The 19,533-nt window shown below is 34.3% G+C and carries 20 protein-coding genes; 14 read left to right on the top strand and 6 right to left on the bottom strand.

What is annotated here, in order from left to right:
* Positions 1–40: 40 nt before the first annotated feature.
* The gene (locus MHH98_RS12210) at positions 41–655 is read left to right on the top strand and encodes a histidine phosphatase family protein (protein WP_340712965.1); all 615 of its coding nucleotides are present in this window, start codon (positions 41–43) and stop codon (positions 653–655) included.
* Positions 656–748: 93 nt separating this feature from the next.
* Here the strand turns inward: MHH98_RS12210 and MHH98_RS12205 are convergent, their stop codons facing one another.
* The 3 genes from MHH98_RS12205 to MHH98_RS12195 form a co-directional block, all read right to left on the bottom strand.
* Positions 749–1,174, bottom strand: coding sequence for a ferritin-like domain-containing protein (locus tag MHH98_RS12205; protein WP_038181268.1), 426 nt, complete (start codon positions 1,172–1,174; stop codon positions 749–751).
* 1,031 nt (positions 1,175–2,205) lie between these two features.
* A complete protein-coding gene (locus MHH98_RS12200) occupies positions 2,206–3,435 on the bottom strand; it encodes an MFS transporter (protein WP_038181272.1) in 1,230 nt (409 codons plus the stop codon).
* Between the two features lie 152 nt (positions 3,436–3,587).
* Positions 3,588–4,448 (bottom strand): metallophosphoesterase family protein, encoded by an 861-nt coding sequence (locus tag MHH98_RS12195; RefSeq protein ID WP_051448610.1) that lies wholly within the window; start codon positions 4,446–4,448, stop codon positions 3,588–3,590.
* 1,146 nt (positions 4,449–5,594) lie between these two features.
* Here MHH98_RS12195 and MHH98_RS12190 point away from each other — a divergent pair.
* The 8 genes from MHH98_RS12190 to MHH98_RS12155 all read left to right on the top strand — a co-directional run bounded on the left by MHH98_RS12190 (position 5,595) and on the right by MHH98_RS12155 (position 14,478).
* Complete coding sequence (locus tag MHH98_RS12190; protein ID WP_038181275.1) at positions 5,595–7,211, top strand: extracellular solute-binding protein; 1,617 nt, start codon at positions 5,595–5,597, stop codon at positions 7,209–7,211.
* Positions 7,212–7,645: 434 nt separating this feature from the next.
* Positions 7,646–8,191, top strand: a complete 546-nt coding sequence (locus tag MHH98_RS12185) for a helix-turn-helix domain-containing protein (protein ID WP_038181277.1) — start codon at positions 7,646–7,648, stop codon at positions 8,189–8,191.
* A 363-nt stretch (positions 8,192–8,554) separates the two neighbouring features.
* On the top strand, positions 8,555–9,553 hold the full coding sequence (locus tag MHH98_RS12180) for an ABC transporter ATP-binding protein (protein WP_038181280.1): 999 nt from the start codon (positions 8,555–8,557) through the stop codon (positions 9,551–9,553).
* The gene (locus MHH98_RS12175; RefSeq protein WP_340712960.1) at positions 9,540–10,544 is read left to right on the top strand and encodes an ABC transporter ATP-binding protein; all 1,005 of its coding nucleotides are present in this window, start codon (positions 9,540–9,542) and stop codon (positions 10,542–10,544) included. The genes MHH98_RS12180 and MHH98_RS12175 overlap by 14 nt, the downstream gene beginning before the upstream one ends.
* A 33-nt stretch (positions 10,545–10,577) precedes the next feature.
* Positions 10,578–12,176, top strand: a complete 1,599-nt coding sequence (locus MHH98_RS12170) for an ABC transporter substrate-binding protein (RefSeq protein WP_340712959.1) — start codon at positions 10,578–10,580, stop codon at positions 12,174–12,176.
* Between the two features lie 103 nt (positions 12,177–12,279).
* Positions 12,280–13,293, top strand: a complete 1,014-nt coding sequence (locus tag MHH98_RS12165; protein ID WP_038181284.1) for an ABC transporter permease — start codon at positions 12,280–12,282, stop codon at positions 13,291–13,293.
* Positions 13,293–14,126 carry an ABC transporter permease gene (locus MHH98_RS12160; RefSeq protein ID WP_076034915.1) on the top strand — a complete coding sequence of 278 codons (834 nt, stop codon included), beginning with the start codon at positions 13,293–13,295 and terminating at the stop codon, positions 14,124–14,126. Before MHH98_RS12165 ends, MHH98_RS12160 begins: the two co-directional genes overlap by 1 nt.
* A 13-nt stretch (positions 14,127–14,139) precedes the next feature.
* Entirely contained in the window at positions 14,140–14,478 is a 339-nt protein-coding gene (locus MHH98_RS12155) for a cupin domain-containing protein (protein WP_051448612.1), read from the top strand.
* Positions 14,479–14,971: 493 nt separating this feature from the next.
* Here the strand turns inward: MHH98_RS12155 and MHH98_RS12150 are convergent, their stop codons facing one another.
* Positions 14,972–15,505, bottom strand: coding sequence for a GNAT family N-acetyltransferase (locus tag MHH98_RS12150; RefSeq protein WP_340712957.1), 534 nt, complete (start codon positions 15,503–15,505; stop codon positions 14,972–14,974).
* Between the two features lie 287 nt (positions 15,506–15,792).
* Between MHH98_RS12150 and MHH98_RS12145 the strand changes: the two genes are divergently transcribed.
* From MHH98_RS12145 to MHH98_RS12135, 3 genes are all read left to right on the top strand, one after another.
* The gene (locus MHH98_RS12145; protein ID WP_340712955.1) at positions 15,793–16,620 is read left to right on the top strand and encodes a DNA alkylation repair protein; all 828 of its coding nucleotides are present in this window, start codon (positions 15,793–15,795) and stop codon (positions 16,618–16,620) included.
* Positions 16,621–17,057: 437 nt separating this feature from the next.
* Positions 17,058–17,279 carry a transcriptional regulator gene (locus tag MHH98_RS12140; RefSeq protein ID WP_340712953.1) on the top strand — a complete coding sequence of 74 codons (222 nt, stop codon included), beginning with the start codon at positions 17,058–17,060 and terminating at the stop codon, positions 17,277–17,279.
* Positions 17,276–17,641 (top strand): hypothetical protein, encoded by a 366-nt coding sequence (locus MHH98_RS12135; protein ID WP_038181312.1) that lies wholly within the window; start codon positions 17,276–17,278, stop codon positions 17,639–17,641. The genes MHH98_RS12140 and MHH98_RS12135 overlap by 4 nt, the downstream gene beginning before the upstream one ends.
* Positions 17,642–17,855: 214 nt before the next feature.
* Here MHH98_RS12135 and MHH98_RS12130 read toward each other — a convergent pair whose 3' ends face one another.
* A complete protein-coding gene (locus tag MHH98_RS12130) occupies positions 17,856–18,077 on the bottom strand; it encodes a hypothetical protein (RefSeq protein WP_038181315.1) in 222 nt (73 codons plus the stop codon).
* 408 nt (positions 18,078–18,485) lie between these two features.
* Positions 18,486–18,761 carry a hypothetical protein gene (locus MHH98_RS12125; RefSeq protein WP_235175687.1) on the bottom strand — a complete coding sequence of 92 codons (276 nt, stop codon included), beginning with the start codon at positions 18,759–18,761 and terminating at the stop codon, positions 18,486–18,488.
* 244 nt (positions 18,762–19,005) lie between these two features.
* Between MHH98_RS12125 and MHH98_RS12120 the strand changes: the two genes are divergently transcribed.
* Positions 19,006–19,308, top strand: a complete 303-nt coding sequence (locus tag MHH98_RS12120; RefSeq protein WP_038181316.1) for a hypothetical protein — start codon at positions 19,006–19,008, stop codon at positions 19,306–19,308.
* A gap of 45 nt (positions 19,309–19,353) precedes the next feature.
* Positions 19,354–19,515 carry a terminase small subunit gene (locus tag MHH98_RS12115; RefSeq protein WP_143691032.1) on the top strand — a complete coding sequence of 54 codons (162 nt, stop codon included), beginning with the start codon at positions 19,354–19,356 and terminating at the stop codon, positions 19,513–19,515.
* Positions 19,516–19,533: the final 18 nt, after the last annotated feature.

Below are 19,533 nucleotides of genomic sequence, written 5' to 3'. Positions count from 1 at the left end.
CCGATTTAATATTTTAAACAACTATATTGGAGGAATAAATATGAGACTATTGATTATTCGACATGGAGAATCAGAAGCAGATATTCTAAACGTACATGAAGGAAGAGCAGATTTTGAACTGACAGAAGTTGGACAACAACAAGTGATACTTTTATCAGAATGGGTAAACAATCATTATAAATTAGATAAAATTTATAGTAGTACTCTGAAAAGAGCGACTCAAACAGCCTTATTATTGGGCAATAAACAGCAAATTGAAATCGAGTTTGATGAAGATTTAATGGAATGGAATAATGGGCTAATAGCGGGGTTGTCAAGAGAAGAAGCGGAAGAAAGGTATCCTTTAGTTATAGATCTAGCACTTCATGATGCTGTTTATGAACAAGAGTCCATTTTAGATTTTAGATATAGAGCAGAAAAGATACTATCTAAAATCATTTCTGAAAATCCTGATGATGCAACCATTGCGATTGTTAGTCATGGGGGAATGATAAACAAACTATATCAATCATTTTTAAAGCTACCATTTGATACAAATGTAATTTTTCATTGTGGAGACACGAGCTTACACGAATGGACCATTAAAGATAATCAAAGGCATATCGTATTTTCAAATCGCCTAGAGCATCTAAACAATTTAAAATATAATGGTTAAAACAAATAGTAGTATGAAGAGCTGCGAGTTTTTGGCAGTTTTTTTGTTTATGAATAGAAAAGAGAGGCAAATAATATTGCCTCTCTTTTTCAATTAGCTATTGTTCATAAAATACAAAAACCAAACAGCGTGATTTTGTTCATCAAATGATGCTTGCATAAATTGTTGCTGTATAAATGTATTATTAGCTTCTCTTGCAACCTCATGATAAAAGTCTACAGTTTCTTGTTCATCTTTAAAGGCGTGAAGAATGCCACTTCGATAATTAGTAGGACAATTCACATTCATTTTAGGAGTGTACTGTGTCCCTGTTAGTGAAAAATATATTTGTGAGAAAATTTGAAAATGTCTCATTTCATCACTTCTAATTTCCAAAATTCTGTCTCGAATTTCTTTATTTGGTGACTGTTTTGACAATACTTCATAACACCGAATAGCTGTGAATTCCCCATCAATGGCTTTAGCAATATCAGTTATTAACTTGTTCGGTAATTGTTGTTGTAACGAATTATAATTCAATATCCATTCACCTCGTTGGATATTTTATGTAAGGTAACAGGGGAATGTTACGAGTCCAAGTGTGTATAATAGCGCAAAGAAGACAAGTTTCTTTATCTAAATCGTGAGCTTATCTAGCTTAGCAGATATAAATCTTAGAATTTCGGTCTTTTCTTGCTGTAGTTTTTTAAAAAATATGCATCCATATTACAAATCCAATAGGTGGTAAATGTGATATACGGATAATATAGGAAGTGTAGAAAAGGGGAGAACAGCCTTGTTGAGTAATGAAGCCGGGGTTTTGAATAGAAAGAAGTTAGATTAAGATAAGAAATGTAGCATAAGCCATATCAGGTTACGATAAAGGATGAAGATTTTATCTTTCATCCAATGTAAGAATCATTAATCTATATATGATGTATATGCCAAGGTACCCCCCACTGATCAAGAACAGAGGGTTGAGAAAAACCTTGTGGATTGCAGTCATAAAAACAGCATTGTCAACGATGATTTGGTAAATGGATGTTGATGCGATACTTCCAAAAATAATGGTTGAAACAACTGCAATTATATTAAAAAGCATTACGATCATCTTATTTTTATTCCGAAGAAAAACCATAATAATAGGTAAAACTATGGTAGACAAGACTAATAAAATCTTCAAAATCCCACTCCTTTAATTAAGGCTATAGTTAGTTAATTATTACCTTAAAGAATGGTGGATAAACAAAATTTATAATATTTCTTTCAAGAAGTAGGTAAGGATGTATTGAGGGATGGATCTAATTGTATTTATGAAATGCAACGGATCTTGGAGGCGGAAATAAAGTCGATAAATCTAGACATGGAGCGATGAGAAGAGAAGTATAAATAAGCAAGTTACTTTACGAAATTGTTTTGATGGCTTTTCAAAAGTTAGCAATTTGAGATGATTACTGTATTTAAATTGCATATAAAGGTAATGAGTACATAAAAAATTGAAACAAATTCTCCTCTGTTGGTCTGTATAAAACAGGGGAGAATAGGTCACTTAAAATTTGACTCTGATTAATCTATCCATCCAGTAAATCTTCGCGGATGTTCACTTTTTTATTAGTACGCATCCATTTGAAAGCAAGTATTAGTAGTAGTGAGCCAGTAATCCAATAAAGCCAACTAATACCTAGAAAATCCATCATGATAAAGGCTATTAATGCACCAAATGCCGCTCCTATATCTGAAGATAATGTGTAAAGAGAGAGGACAGTCATTTGTGACTTTCCAGTCGCCACATCAGTCGCGATTGAATCACTCATTGTAACTAAAAGTGTTATAGCTAATTGGAACACAAAAATAAAAAAGATAAATAGTATAGTAGAAAATTTCAAAGGTAAAATGAAAAAACAAACAGTTGCCATCAATAAGGCAAAGACTAAGACTTTTCTTCTTTCCCATTTTTGATCTGACCATTTTCCCAATAACGGAGCTAAAAAAGGTTCCCATCCAGTTCTTATTGCTTGGAATATTCCTGCAAGTGATGCTGCGCCTAAAGATAACCCGAGGACTAATAGATTTTCCTTAATTTGCATACCGATTAAATTACTTAAAGTAGAATTAAATACACCAAATATGACAAAGTAAATAATTATTCCTGTAGCCAACGATAATACGATACGTTCATTTTTCCATATACTTTGTTGCTTTTTCTTCTCCTGATTCATCGGTTCCTCTTCATCTTTTGTTTTTGGAATATATTTCAAAACAAAAGGAATGCTACAAGCGCCTATAATTGAGAACACTGTTGTAACTGACTGAATGCCAATTTGCTCAGCTAGTATTCCTCCAAACAGCATCCCAATTAGCGTACCTAACCCCCAAAGACCATTAAATAGTCCTACATATTCACCTCTTGTATTCTCGGTACTATATGTAATGATGGTTAAATATCCGCCTAAACGAAACAAAGACCATGAGAATCCCCATAAACACCTCGCTATGAGAAGAAACCATATGCCTTTTAAATATCCATAAGAAAAAGTAGAGATTACAGCTAATATGACTGCTAACAATATCCCCATTCGGGTGTTTACTTTACGATAGAACCAGGCAATTAATGAATTAATGACAATCCTGATGAAACGATTAACAGATAAAAGTAGGCCAACCTGCCATAATGCTGTTAACCCAAAGAATTTCCAATACAATGGAAGGACAATGAAAAGCATTTCGTTGCCCAATAAACAAACAGCCATTACGAGTGCGATAACAATAACAGGCTTCTTCGAAGGTACATTTTCAATCATTTGATGTAATAACCTTCTTTCTTATTAAAACAGTTTACGGGCAGTGATCCTCACATTCCAACCTCCACATAGAAGTGGGGGTTGGAATGTGAAAACCCGTTTGGACCAACTATCCATCTTGGAGATTGCTCACCATTGATGGAAGAGTTAACTTATAACAATATTTTATGGTCAAATTCTTGAATCCATTGCTTATTCGCAAAGTCACGTCCCGTTATTCGAATGCTATCGTCGAATACTTGCACATACAGTCCTTGACTTCCATCTGAGTTTACTACTGTGTCTCCGCCTTCTCCATCAGGTCCCCAAGTATTGTAAATTGCTCCTGTACTAACGAAAGTTGTACCTTGCTCTACTAACATATTCGGGTTGCGAAGATCCCAATGTGAATGTCCCGCAAAAAGAAAAGCGTGTTTCAATTCTGATAAGTGATTTCTTACTTCTTTATCTTGGATAACACCATTTTGATAATATTCTATATCCGTTTCGTATGTTGAAAAGGGTAGCGGTTGATGAAGGAATACGAAAACAGGTTTGTTATCCTGTTTTAAAGCGTTGACCTTGTCTTCTAACCAGCATAACTGTTGTTCGCTTAAAACAGCTGAATCTTTTGTCGGGCTACCGACAGGTCCCCAACTTTCCGTTCCTAAAAAAAGAAAAGGATATTCGTTTATCATTACATCGCCATATACGTTTTGAAGGTTACTGAAATCCAAAAAACGTTGAATAGAAGGATTATTTCCATCATTTTTGAAGAATTCGTGATTACCAATTGTATAATATGTCTTTTCTGGATGAGGATTTTCATCCATTATTTTTTTGAATATTTCATAGCTCTTACTTTCGCCATTATTTATTAGATCCCCATTAATAATTAATGCCTCCAATTGGGGATCTACTTCATGAATATCCTGTAAAGCAGAAGCAAGTTTCTGTTGTGACACAACATCAAGCTCAGTAAGCTGAATATCACTAATTACAAAAAATGAAAATATAGGTTTATTACTACTCATAGTGTGTATCCTCCTTGATAATCAATTGTCAATCTTGCTCCTATGAATGACTTCATCACTAATCAATGAATATAGCTCTCTTGAGTATTAATTACTAGAAATTAATACTCAAAAATAGATTTAGACTTAGAAAGCCACTCAATAAAAATCCTTTCAAAATCTTCTAGTTTCGTTTTCACAATGCAGTCTGTTGAATCAGTAATCTGGTTGAAGAAGGGATGATAAATGACAGGAGTGTTAGACTGATTTAAAATGCGCAGTTTGTTTAGTTTCAAAAAGACAAAAGTTCATTAGTTAGAATATTCAATTTAATAGTAACACCAAAAGTTGTAGTGTCAACCCATTCAATTTTAATGCTGAGGGAGAATAAAGGTAGGATATGTTTTTAACTTCTATAGTTTTCTGATCCACATCCAATAAAGCCCCTTTCTTTATTATCTTTAATAATAAGTATTTAAAACTGCTACATGAAAATTACGATTATGTCTCGCTATATGATTCTTTGCATTCTCTGAGGTAATTTATGAAAGAACCAAAAGGTATAGGTTACACATAATTTAACGCTGTAATGCTATTTGTAATATGGTTGTAGGGTATACCAGCTGAAGTGTTATTCTTTTGCTGGTGCATAAAATGTTAATTTAGTTATTTGGGAAATTATGTTGACACTTGGTTTATTTAACTATATATTATCTGTAGTCATAATATTCAGATTACTATTAAGGGTTAGGGTGTTTGCTGTTCTTACTTGTACCTACAACCCGTTAGTGGTACGTGGAAAATGAGTGTTGTGAGGAGTGCAATAATCCATTAAATGAAAACGTTTGCAATGTTGCGGGTGATACAGCAAAACATACTTTATGTTGATTTTGCTAAGTGTTATTTTTCTCTTTTTAGTGAAAGAGATTATACTAACATTTTTACTTCTTAGACACATACATATTTAAGTTCAAACAGATATCATGATAGCAATTTTTGAAAATTTTTTCTCAAGAATGAAGAAGTGCTAGAAAATGCACTACTGTTTTGGTGAACTTGCAAACCCATTCGTTGCACCTGGTTTTACAATGTTACCTTTTCTAAGGTGTTACGAATGGAAAATTCAAAGGGGAACAAATAAAAGAGCTAAATGAGGGGGAGATTGTATTGAAGAAGGGGTATTTTGCAGGTATCGTAACAAGTTTATTACTAACGACTAGTATTTTAGGAGCTTGTTCAAGTAATGAGGGAGCAGATGGTAAAAGTGATAATGTAAGTAACTTAAATAAAACGGGCATGCCAATTGTGAAAGAAAAGATAGAGGTTGATGGATTTGCTGCAAAGCGCTTTTCTTCACAAGATTGGAGCAAACTTATGCTTTGGGAAGAGTATGAAAAAATGACGAACGTTGAAGTAAACTGGGAAACAGTTTCTACTGAGGTATTGTCTGAAAAGCGAAACTTAAAGCTTGCAGCTGGGGATTATCCTGAATTTTATTTTGCTTCGGCTTTTCCAAAAACGGATTTAATTAAATATGGTCGACAAGGTGTATTTTTACCGTTAAATGACTATATCGATAAGTACGCGCCAAATTTTAAAAAAATACTAGATGAATATCCGTCGATGAGAAAAGGAATTACTATGGCAGATGGTAATATTTATGGTTTCCCTGCGATTTACGATCCGAATTTCGAAGCCTTACACATTGGGACACCTTGGATCATGCAAGAATGGTTGGACAAAGTAGGGTTAAAGGAACCTGAAACGCCTGATGAATTATACAAAGTATTAAAAGCATTTAAAGAAAAAGATCCGAATGGCAATGGAAAAGCAGATGAGCAAGGATGGGGTGGAGGAGACGGTATTGCCCCATTCATTGACTATTTACGAGGAACGTATGGTTTGAATAAACAAGGGACTATGAATAAAAACCTCGACTTTAAAGAGGGTACTAAAGAATTCCGATTTGTACCGGCTACTGATGAGTACAAGGAATTACTTACATTCTTGAACAAACTTTATACAGAAGGCTTAATTAACAAAGATGTATTCACGACTGAATCCTTGCAATTTTCTACAGAATCGTCTAAAGGGATCTATGGGATGCTAAGTGAGATTGACCCAGCAACATTGCTTCAACTAGATGGTTATGTTGGTGTGCCAGTGCTTGAAGGGCCAAAAGGAGAGCGTGCATACAATGCAATGACAAATGGTCTTGGCAACTTAGGTATGTTTGTCTTAACAGATAAAGCAAAAAATCCAGAAGCTATGGTTCGTTGGATGGATTACTTTTATGGAGAAGAAGGCAATAAGATGTTCTTTATGGGCTTCGAAGGTGTGACATATGAAGAAAATGGTGATGGGACAGTTAAGTATTTAGATAGTATTACAAACAATCCTGATGGAAAAAATTTAGACCAGGCCGTAAGTGAATACTTGACCTGGCCAGGTGGATATTATCCAGGAATCGTAAGAAAGCAATATTTCCAAGGTGCTGAAGGGAAAGAAGCCTCTGCAGTTAATGCTGAGAAAGCGAGACCATATCGTATAAAAGATGAAGATATTCTTCCAGGGCTAAATTATACATTGGAAGAAAACGATAAGATTAGTACAATTACTACGGATGTTCAAACATATGTAGACGAAATGACAGCCGGTTTTATTACGGGTAAACAAGATTTCGGTAAATGGGATGAATACAAGAAATCACTTGATAAGATGGGATTACAAACTTATCTTGAGGTTTCTCAAGAAGCATACGATCGTATGCAAAAAGAAAAGTAAAATGAAAGAACGCATACAGAGGTTCTCCTTTGTATGCGTTTTACTATGGAAATACGGGGTTTTAAATTTGGGGAATTATATTGGATATCTTAGACTAAAATCATCGAATCTATTATAGCATTGCTACTATTTATACATCACCTATCAATTTTGTTCAACAAATTTATAGTGTAAGACCCATTCGAACAATGCAATTAATACGAGCAGCACCTCCTGTAGGATACTAGTATTAGGCAATAAGTTGACAATCTGAAACGCATCCTAGGATGCGTTTTAAATTTGACATTAACCAATTTAATAGAAGAGTGACACTATATAGCAAAGGAATCTTTAAATAATATTATATTGTGAATATTGAGAATATTTTAGGTGAAATCATAATAAATTACAGTTATACAGTAATTATTCCTCTGTTAAGAGAAAGGAATTAAGTTATGGAAGAAATTTTTCAAAAAATAAAGCAATTAAGATTTGAACAAGGTATGACTTTAAAGGAATTGAGTGAAAAGACAGATTTGTCTGTTAGTTTCTTATCCCAAATTGAGAGAGGAACATCATCACTAGCTATCACATCATTAAAAAAAATTGCTGACGCATTTGGAGTGAAGATGATTCATTTCTTCGAAGAGACAGAAAATCTAAATTACGCAGTAAAAAAGCAAGATCAAAAACCTTTTAAAATAGAAAGTTCTGATTCTACTTATGTTAGGTTAAGCAATAATTTTACAGATAGAAAAATAGAGCCATTTCTCGTAACAATAAAACCTCACCAAAAAGAAAATGAACCATTTAAACATCCGGGTGAAGAGTTTTATTACGTTCTAAAAGGGGCTGTATTATTCACTGTTGACCAGACGGAATATTATCTGCGTGAAGGAGAAGCAATACATTTCCCTTCAAGTCTTCCTCATATATGGGAAAATCCTACGAATCAGGAAACTATATTACTTTCCGTAATCACTCCAGTTATTTTTAACTAAACAAATAAATTTCATAAATTAAACACATAGAGACTTAAGGTTTCCGTAAACAAATAAAAGGAAGATCTACCCAATGATTTTAAGATTTGATTTCCTCTATGGGTGTTAGAATTTCAGAACGGAACCATTTATTAAAGATTTATTAAAACACTTATAGAAATTATTTGATTTTTCGACAATCCAAGAAACTTGGCGAAAATTAAAGGAAGATTGCGAGCAATAGTTAATTTGGTGTTCCCCAAGCCAAATTTTGTGCTATAGATTAGTATGTTGAATTTTCCGAATTATAAGTTTATTTATATCTGTAGTATATCTATTCTTTAGCAATCATTTTTAACAATACTTTTGAAAGAGGTGAAACTGATGACATTACTAAGAGTGGAGGATTTGACGATTAAATTCAAGTCACGCCAGGGTGTTGTCAAAGCAGTAGATAAACTAAACTTTGAACTAGCGCAAGGTAGTTCATTAGGAATCGTTGGTGAAAGTGGTAGCGGCAAAAGTGTTACCTCCCTTACTATAATGGGACTTTTACAAAATGCTAACACTGAAATCACTGGAAATATTGATTTTGATGGCTTAGATTTGTTAAAACTCTCACCTAATGAAATGCGGAAGATTAGAGGAAATTCTATATCAATGATATTCCAAGAGCCAATGACCTCACTTAATCCTTTACATACTTGTGGCAAGCAAATTATGGAACCAATCTTGATTCACCAAAAAGATGTAAGTAAACAAGAGGCAAAAAATCATGCAATTGAATTACTAAGAATGGTAGGAATCCCTTCTCCTGAGCAGCGATTTCATGAATATCCACATCAAATGTCTGGTGGTATGCGACAAAGAATTATGATAGCTATCGCTTTAGCTTGTAATACCAAACTATTAATTGCCGATGAGCCTACTACTGCATTAGATGTTACTATTCAAGCGCAAATTCTAGATTTAATGAACAGTCTGAAGAAAAAAAGAGATATGAGTATTATTATGATCACCCATGATTTGGGTGTCGTGAAAGAAATGTGTGAGAAAGTAGTAGTCATGTACACTGGCCAAATTGTTGAAAAAAGTCCAACTGAGTTAGTATTTACTGATCCTCTTCATCCATATACAAGAGGATTGCTTAATGCTATACCTAAAATCTCTAGTAAAGTGGAAAGACTTGAAGCGATTGAAGGCACTGTCCCTGATGCGTTGAATATGCCAAGTGGTTGCAGTTTTCATCCTCGTTGTAAATATGCAACAGAGAAATGCAAATTGAAAGCTCCACCATTATTTCAACTAGAAGATGGTCGTGAAGTAAAATGCTTTATTTATGACGGATCTAAAAAGGGTGATGATGTAAATGCAACAAAATAAATCGAATAGTATAGCTGCGATATCAAACCACATTGGCACAGAAAACATTTTAGAAGTTTCACACTTAAAAAAGACCTTTCATATTAAAAGTCCAGATGGAAAAAAAGGCTTACTTAGAGCAGTAGATGATGTTTCTTTTACGATAAAAAAGGGTGAAACATTTAGTCTTGTCGGTGAAAGTGGATGTGGTAAAAGTACATTAGGTAGGACGTTACTTGGTCTATATACACCTGATCAGGGATCTGAAATTTTATTTAATGGCGAGGATATTACAAATTTCTCAAAATCAAAACGGAAAAATTTTGCCAAAAAGGCACAACTGATTTTTCAAGATCCATCTGCTTGCTTAAATCCACGTAGAACCATTAAGCAAATTTTACTAGAACCATTCAAAATTCATAAAATACAAAATGGTGAAGCAAAAATTAAAGAACTAATGGATGTGGTTGGTCTAGCAAGTCGCTTCCTCGATAGATTTCCTCATGAAATGTCAGGAGGTCAGAAACAAAGAGTTGGAATTGCTAGAGCATTGGCACTAAATCCAGATCTTATAGTGTGTGACGAACCTGTCTCAGCTTTAGATGTGTCAATTCAAGCACAGGTAATTAACTTACTAGAGGACCTACAGAAACAATTGAACCTTACTTATCTATTTATCTCCCATGATCTAAGCGTGGTACACCATATTAGTGATCGAGTAGCAGTTATGTATTTAGGTAAAATTGTTGAATTGACTACTCGTGATGAACTATATGAAAAAACGCAACATCCGTACACAAAGTCGCTCCTCTCCTCTGTTCCAGATGTTAGCGATGAACATCGAGAGAAGATTATTCTTACAGGAGATGTTCCAAGTCCATCTAATCCGCCTGCCGGATGTCGGTTCCATACAAGATGCCCTGTAGCAATGGATATTTGCAAAACACAGGAGCCTGACTTTATTCAAACAGGTAGTAAGCACTTTGCAGCATGTCATTTGCATACAACGTAATACTATAAAATTTTTTATAAAAGGAGAACGTAGATGATGAAAAAAATTTCTTTACTGTCTATTTTATTGGTATTGGTTCTATCACTTTTCGCCTGTAGTAATGATGAAGAAAAAACAAATGAGTCTGGAGGCACATCTAACACGGATACAATCGTTATCGGGGTTGCTTCCGACTGGAAAACCTTGGATCCAGCTCGTGCTTATGAAGTGTTTGGGAATCTCTATTTCTATGCAACATATGAGAATTTATACACGTTGGAAGGGTCAGAACTTACACCAAAGCCAGCCCTTGCAAAAGAATATACGGTAGACGAATCTGGACTTGCGTATACATTTAAGCTAGACGAGGGTCGTAAATTTTCAAGTGGTAATGCTGTAACTGCAGAGGATGTTGTATTTAGTTTTAATCGTACAATAAATTTAAAAGATAATGCTTCTGCCCTTGCAGAAGGAGTTGCCAAAGTGGAAGCGCCAGATGACAAGACTGTTGTCGTCAATCTTAAGGAAAAGGATGCATCATTTATTTCAAAACTTACAAGTAATGCCTTTGCAATTGTAGATAGCAAAGTTGTGAAGGAACAAGGTGGATCAGATGCAGAAGATGCAAGTACAACTGATACAGCTACTACTCACCTTGATGGGACATCAGCAGGCAGCGGTCCATATGTATTGAAGAAGTGGACTCCAAATACAGAGATGGTTCTTGAAAAGAATCCGTATTATAAGGGTACTGTGAATGCGAGTAAGATTATCATCAAAGAAATTCCGGATCCAAATACACAAATTCAAGCACTTGAAAAAGGTGAAATTGACGTAGCGTTAAGCGTTGGACCTGACCAAGTGAAAAATATCAAAGAGGGTGGAAATTCGAAGGTTGTATCTTCACCAACTTCAACAATTTCATTCTTACTAATGAATAATAGTACTGAAATAGGAAAAGAAATGGCGGATCCACTTGTTCAGCAAGCTGTTCGTTACGCACTTGACTATGAAGGCTTCCAGCAATTAGCAGGCGATGGCGCACTATTACCAATGTCATTTGTTCAAGATGGTTTTGTTGGTGCAAAATCTAGAGCAGATAATTATCAAAACTTAAAAAAGGCAAAGGATTTGATGAAACAGGCAGGGTATGAAAATGGCTTTACAGTACCACTAACAGCTGCTAATTACGATTCAGAAGGACTTTCATGGGTAACAATTGCTGAAAAAGTAAAAGAAGATCTTGCGAAAATTAATATTAATGTGGAAATTCAAACTGGAGATGTTGGGGTTGTTATCGAAGACTATAGAAACGGGAAAACGCCATTCCTAGTTATGCACTGGTCACCTGACTACTATGATCTAAGCAACCAATTAGCATTTATTCCAGGCGATATTGTAGGAAAACGTGCGAACTGGGAACCCTCAGCTAATGCTGAATTAGTAAGTTTATCTGAACAAGCGAAAGTGGAAATTGATGATACAAAACGTGCAGAAATTTCTGGGAAAATGCAGAAAATAATTGCTGAGAATAGTCCATATGCATTCTTAGTACAGCACCCTAAATCATTTGCTATAGGTACCAAACTTGAAGGTGTTACTTATAACGACCTTTATAAATTACGATTAAATGAATTAAAGCTTTCAAAATAATTTTTTACGATCAAGCAGCTATTCGTAGGTAGGTAACTATCTACTGTAGCTATTTATTGAAATTTACTAGGAAGCTGTATTTTAGTTGGGAGTGTGATTCAAATTGCTTAGATTTATTGCTAGGCGTCTATTGTTTCTGCTTTTCTTATTATTTGGTGTGGCACTTTTCGTTTTTATTCTTTCGCATTTAGTGCCAAGTGATCCGGTTGCTGCGAATTTGAGCCAAAGTGCATTGAATAATCCTGAAATTGTTGCTGCTTTTAAAGAGAAGTGGGGACTAGATCAGTCGCTTTTTAGTCAATTACTTCTGTACTTCCAACACTTATTGACTGGTGATTTGGGTACATCAATACGAACAGGTAGACCTGTGTTTGATGATTTAATGCAGTTCTTCCCAGCAACATTGGAATTATCGATAGTAGCGATGGTGATTGCCTTAGTATTAGGTATTCTATTTGGAACAATCTCTGCCATTTTCAGAAATAAGGCTATTGATCATATCATTCGTACTGTTTCTATTAGTGGGGTATCTATACCAAGCTTTTGGTTTGCTTTAATCATGCTCAATATTTTTTCTTCAGTTTTAGGCATTACGCCTGGACCTGGACGAATTGATGCACGAGCAACAACTCCTGAAGGGGGAACAGGATTACTTCTATTAGATTCACTTATTAGTGGGAATTTTCAATTATTCGGTGATGTGGCTATGCACTTGATTCTACCAGGAACGGTGTTAGGATTCTTTACTATGGGATTAATTGCTCGTCAAACAAGATCTAATTTACTTGAAGTGTTGTCAATGGATTATATACGTACAGCTCGTTCTAAGGGTTTGAAGGAATCTGCGATTATCGTTCAACATGCGATTTCCAATGCAATGATACCGGTCATTACAGTAGCTGGAATAGGATTTTGTAATTTACTAGGTGGAATGGTGCTAGTTGAGAATATTTTTGCTTGGCCAGGAATTGGACAATATGCCTACCTATCTGCCGTTTCACTCGATTTCCCAGCTATATGCGGCGTCTCATTATTAATTGCTTTTATTTATGTTGTTATTAATCTACTAATTGATATCCTTTATGGGATTATTGATCCGAGGGTGAGGTATAAATAATGAGAAAATTTAGCTCTTTTATCTCTCAAAAAGGATTTCTTTTTAAACTGGGATTATTCATTTGTGCATTTTGGATTTTCGTTGTCATTTTTGTACCATTACTCGCTACACATAGTACAACTGCACAAGATTTGTCCATTCGATATCAGCCACCAAGCTTTTCACATTTCTTTGGTACCGATGAGTTGGGGCGTGATGTATTCTCACGTGTTATGTATGGCTCTAGAATTTCTTTATCAGCAGGTATTATTACCGTGATAATTGCCTTTTCTTTTGGTATTTTCTTTGGGGGAATAGCAGGATATAAAGGCGGGAAAGTGGACGAAGTAATGATGCGTTTCTCAGAGCTTATTATGGCATTTCCACCACTAATTTTAGCGATGGTAATCGCAGCAGCACTTGGTCCAAGTATCATAAACTCAGTAATTGCAATGGCCATTATATGGTGGCCAAATTATGCAAGATTAATGCGTTCAATGGTTATCTCCTTAAAAGAAAGTGAGTATGTTACTGCTTCTCGCGTGATGGGTGCTTCACATATTCGAGTTCTATTTTTAGAAATTTTACCGAATAGCTTTGGTCCATTATTGGTTATGGCAACACTTGACCTGGGGAATGCAATCTTGATGTTTTCTGGATTAAGCTTCCTTGGACTAGGAACACAGCCCCCTACACCTGAGTGGGGTTCAATGGTATCAGATGGGGCAAAGGTTATTCAAAATTGGTGGGTATCTACCTTCCCAGGGCTAGCAATTTTCTCAATTTCTATAGGTGCTAACTTCGTAGGGGATGGTCTACGAGACTTCCTGGATCCAAAACTCCAAAAAGAATAGGTGGTAAAATGAAATGAGAAAAATTAATATTAATCAAGTCGAGCCCATTGGCATGCCAATTTATGAAATGAAGAAACTTTTTACAAAACAGGGGAATTTTCAAGAAGTGAGCATGAGTGTTATTTCTCTAACACCTGGCGAACGAATTCCTACTGTAGGCATGAGCTGTCATAATGAAGATGAGTATTCTTATATTTTCAGTGGAGAAATAGAAACATATTGTAATGGTGAATACAGTGTGGAAAAGGCTGGAGATGCAACACTAATCCCCGCTGGCGAAGAGCACTGGTGCGTTAATAATAGCAGTGAACCATGTATGCTCGTTTGCTTTATGGTGAAAAAAGCTGAATAATAATTGGCGCTTTCTTATTCAAAATTGGTCCAATAAGATATGCAACAAATTCCTCAAATTTTAATGAATCTTGAGAAATAGATTGGCTTGCTAGAGGTGATTTAAAATATTTAAAAGGCGCTACTGATACAAGAATTTTAGAAAGTGATATTTTAAATCGTTTAAAGTAAAATAATAAATATGTATTTCATAATAAACTCAACTAATTAGATTAGTTGAGTTTTATGTTTTTGTAAATCGCTAAAAAATATTAAAAAAGATGTGATGAGTCAAATGGGGGAAATTGCTATATTGGCTGAAAAACCATCTTAGGCAAGAGCTTATGCAGAAGCTTTTAAAGTTAAACAAAAAGAGAAAACGTTTATTGAATTAGTGCCTTGTTCTACATTTCTTGATGGTGCAGTTATTTAGTAGTAATAGAAATGATCAGATGGTATTATAAAGGTCCTTTTCATGATTTCTCAGTGAAATAATCATGTATTAAATCTAGTCATTAATATTTCGTTTTAAAATCTTTGAGGAAATATAGTACTAAATCATCATCATTTTCACATTTTGCATATTGTTCTAATTGTTCCCCCTTATACCAAACGCCGGAACCATCAGGAATATACCCTCGTTTTACATACATTCGTTGAGCTGAACCATATCCATAATGTAATCCAACTGCTAGTGAAACAAAGTTACTTTTCTCCTTGGCAAGTCTCTCTGCTACATCCATCATTTTATTGCCTATACCTTTATTCTGAAATTTAATAAGTACATTTAGGTCGACGATTTCCGGTATGTTTTTAGATGAAAAAGGACCAACTTCAGTATTCGGAAGTAATGTAACGTATCCAGCAACTGCATTGTTTACTTCAGCAATTATTACAGCCCTTTCATTCTTCTCCTGCTGATTGAAATAGTTATGAAATAACTCAGATGCTTTCTCCCAATTTTGCTCAGCAAACGCAGTTACAAAATTTCCTACATCACTTTTTATCATGGAGCGAATAAGAACACTATTATCTTTATGATATATCATCATTTTCCACCTTTCACTAATTCTCGTTTTATTTAAGTGAATGTTTCATCGTGTTAGCTTAATACTTCACCTGTTACATTTAATATGTATTATTTTAAAAAATTAATAATAATCTATATCATTTTACTACAATATTCTATTTATTTAAATATTTCCAAATTATGAAGTGTGTTGATAAGATTTTTTTGAATAGTTTAGTTTACAATAGTATTAATGAATAGAAAATTACCTAATTTATATATTTAAGGTATAATTCGGTCGTGTTTTGATTATAAGGAGGGTGTTTAATGACTGTAAGTGAAGATATATTAAACAGAAAAGGGGCTAGAAAAGCTAGTGAAATCCCCAATGAAGTTCTAGAATTACTTAATCAAGGTGAAATAGAGAGTGTAAATTTAACGGAATGGCTTTCTATTAATCATAGTTCATTAGTAAAGAGTATCTTGCCAGAGATTGGTTTAGAGGATAAAGTAGAATTTGTCATAGCTGAATTAGAGCTGCAAGAAGCCCATTCTGGCATGAAAGCAATACGTATGACAGGAGCTTTGTTAGATAAAGTGATGGCAGGGCAAGTTGAAATAAAAAGGGAAGAAATCATAATGAAATGCTCCATTCATATGTCAGATAGTGTAAGATGTTGGGCAGCATTTATGAATAAAAATTCCAATGACTCATTAGAAGGGAAATTGAAGTATATTGAGCCATTCGCAGCAGATCCGCATTTTGGTGTTCGGGAAATTGCCTGGATGTCTATTCGAGAAAACCTTTCAGAAAATATAGAGATGAGTGTGAATTTGTTAGAAGAATGGGCAAAAAGTGATGATGAGAATATTCGCAGGTTCTCAGTAGAATCTATTCGTCCACGTGGTGTATGGACTAAGCACATTGAAACACTAAAACAAGAACCTCAACAAGCCCTACCGATTCTTAATTTACTCAAATCAGATTCGTCTAAGTATGTTCAAGATTCTGTTGGAAACTGGTTAAATGATGCTAGTAAAACCCAACCAGAATGGGTAATAAACCTGTGCGAAAAGTGGGAGAAAGGTTCAGATACTAGGGAGACGAGTAGAATTATTAAAAAAGCCAAGAGAACGATAATGAAGGATAATTAAATTGAAAATCATATGCAAAAGTAAATGTTATAATTGATTATTATATTGTAGCTTTTTGAATAATATAATTTTTATATTTATGTGTTAACGAACAGGTAGGATGACGAGAATAATCTTGATAAGAATTAGGAGCAATTTAATTTGGCACAGTATTCATTTTCTTTTTCAGAGATCTTACAGAGTTGCCAAAAGTGAATACAGCTTGTTACCAATCCGTCAGATAATCAAAAATGAAAATCACCTTTCAATTCTTTTAGAAGCAGGTGACCTGATAGAAGAAACAATACAAAAGTGGAATTAGCAAAGATAGAGCGGATAATTTGCAGTAGAAAAGTAATACATAGTTTGGCCAGTTAGCAATTAAAAGCTAACTGGTTATTTTTTTATTTGAAATAAGAACAAATGTTCTGTATACTGATAAAAAAGGAGTGAACATAGTGAAAGAGCAGCTAATCAAAGCCATGCAGCGCAATCAAATTATTGATTCAATTTATATGTCGAAAGGTGGAAAGATAACTAAAAGGCGTGTGAAAATCATTAAAATGACCGATGGAATTTTCCAAGATTATTGCTTTGTGAAACATGCAAAAAGAACTTTCATAATAGAAAATGTTCTTGCTACTAGTTCAGTATTTCGAAAAGAGAATATTGTTGTATGATTCATCAAGACCCACAAATTCATATTCATAATGCAATCATATTAGAACTTACACTACGTACTTTAGAGCGGGATAAAAAACATATGGATTCGTTAAAAACAAATTTTGCTTTTAAAGCGTGGATTGATCAAGAGTTGAAAAATTTAACGAGAGATCTAAGAGATGTGAGCCGAACATTGGGTATGCATGGCATGAAGGTATTGGAAGGTACAAAGGAAATTGACGAATATTTCGTCGCTTATACTATTAAGACTCGAGGAAATGACAAGGAATTACGTTACTCTAAAGTAGCTTTACGAAATCAAGTAAATGAGGAAGTAAAGAAAAGACTTGGATTGGAATATAGAGAGCAACTTAGTTAAGTTACCTAACTCTGCCGAAATGTAATAATAAAGGTAACTGTATGATAAAACTCTAATTACACAGTAAAACTCGGCATCCTCCGGGGTGCTTTTTTACTGTGGTAAAAGAGAGTTTCAAACTAATACTTATTGAATGTTCGTTTATTTGGTGATTATCGTCAATACCCTACTATGTTTAATTATAAACAAAAAAACATCCTAAATGGATGCTTTATTAATATAACTGTTGGTTATGACATGAAGGAAATCCATTGATATCTTGGATCATGTGGAGGTCGTATTGTTTGAGTGCGAATTGTGCTTGATATAGGTATTCAGTAACAAGAAGTTTTCCGCCTGATACACCACACAAAACACCTGAAGTCCCTTGACCATTTGTGAATGAGATTCCAACTGGTTGGCCTATTAAGTACCTAATTTTATAATGCCAAGGCATAATTATCAATCCTTTCAGCACAGTATATGTTTTTTGAGTTACTAGGTGCCTGTACGTTTTAGGATTTATAAGAAGGATGCATTGGAGGTTTGCTATGGAGCTATGTACTATATGTAACGGACCTTTGAAGTCGAAGAAATAAATTGAGAATGAAATCGATTCTGTCTGTTTGCAAGTGAAAGAAAGCAAATGAAGAAGATGAGGTTGAGAAATTTCAAACTAGTATGGGTGAACTACAAGCGTTGCAGAATAACTGAAAGTTAACGAAAACATACAAGAATGCGGGGGAAAAGTTCCGCTATAATTCACTTATACTAGAATTTAGATACTATTGTTGAGCAAAAGCCCATGGAATAAAAATGAAAAGAATGACTATTTCAATTTTACACAGAGGAGTTAGTCAAACTACTACCTATAAGGTTTCTGTTTATTAACTTGATACTTTAGTTTTTCTAATTCAGAAGTTAAATAATCAATCTGTTTTTGCATATTTTTATTATCTTCTCTATCCTTTTTATCATTATTTATTTCTTGTCGTTCTGCCTCTAATGCAAGTATTGCTGAAATAGTGGATATTGTGTCACCGAGTGTAGATATTACTTCAGCAACGACGGCTAGCTCAGCGGCCTGAAGTGATAATTGGTTTCCATTATCTTGCCCTATGCTTTTATTATTTCCCTTCAAACTGTTAGCCTCCAGTAATCAATGTTTTGTCATAACTATTTTATGCTACATGTATTTTTTTATGAAGAATCGTTGATGTGTTTAATTTCTATTTAAGGAATTTATTGAAACAATGTTATTGAACATGAAGCAAAGTGAGGTTTAAGTAAATTCACGTATGTAATGTTTCTTTTATTAACATTGTGATTTACATCACAGACTTTTAGTCTTTTACAAATTATAATTGGTATGGGAGGCGAATATCATGTTAGATATAGATTATTTAGAAGATGAAGCATTTGAGAGTGTCGAAGAAGTTGTTAGACAATTTATCGTTAAAATTGGTGATCAGAAGATTAAAATAAGAATCACTAAAGATGCTCATGGACATTTTCAATTTGTAAACAGCCATTACTATCAAGGCAGTAAGCAAGCAGAATCATATATTGCATCTTTATCAAATTTTCCTTCTGAAAAAATAGCGATTATGAATGCAAAATTACAAATAGTTTCGTCTTATGATCCAGCAGATGAAAATGGTGTTTGGCTAGAAAACGAATCTTTCTAAAACTGAAGCATCCTTAGGGGTGCTTTTTTATTTTACTCTGACACAATGATATATTCGAGATGGTGTTATGGAAAGAGAGTTAACAAGGAATCCGAAACAAAGCAAGGACGTGATGGGATATCTATTAAACTTGCTGACAAAATAAAGGCACTCGACCTGTTAACGAAGCATATGGATTTGTTAGATAATCGTGGGTTGAAGATTTAAAAGTTGAGAAGCTCTTTA

This window comes from Viridibacillus sp. FSL H8-0110 (assembly GCF_038003565.1).
GTDB lineage: Bacteria > Bacillota > Bacilli > Bacillales_A > Planococcaceae > Viridibacillus > Viridibacillus arenosi.
Note: the sequence above shows the minus strand (reverse complement) of the source record. Positions and strands in the feature narration are given on the sequence as shown.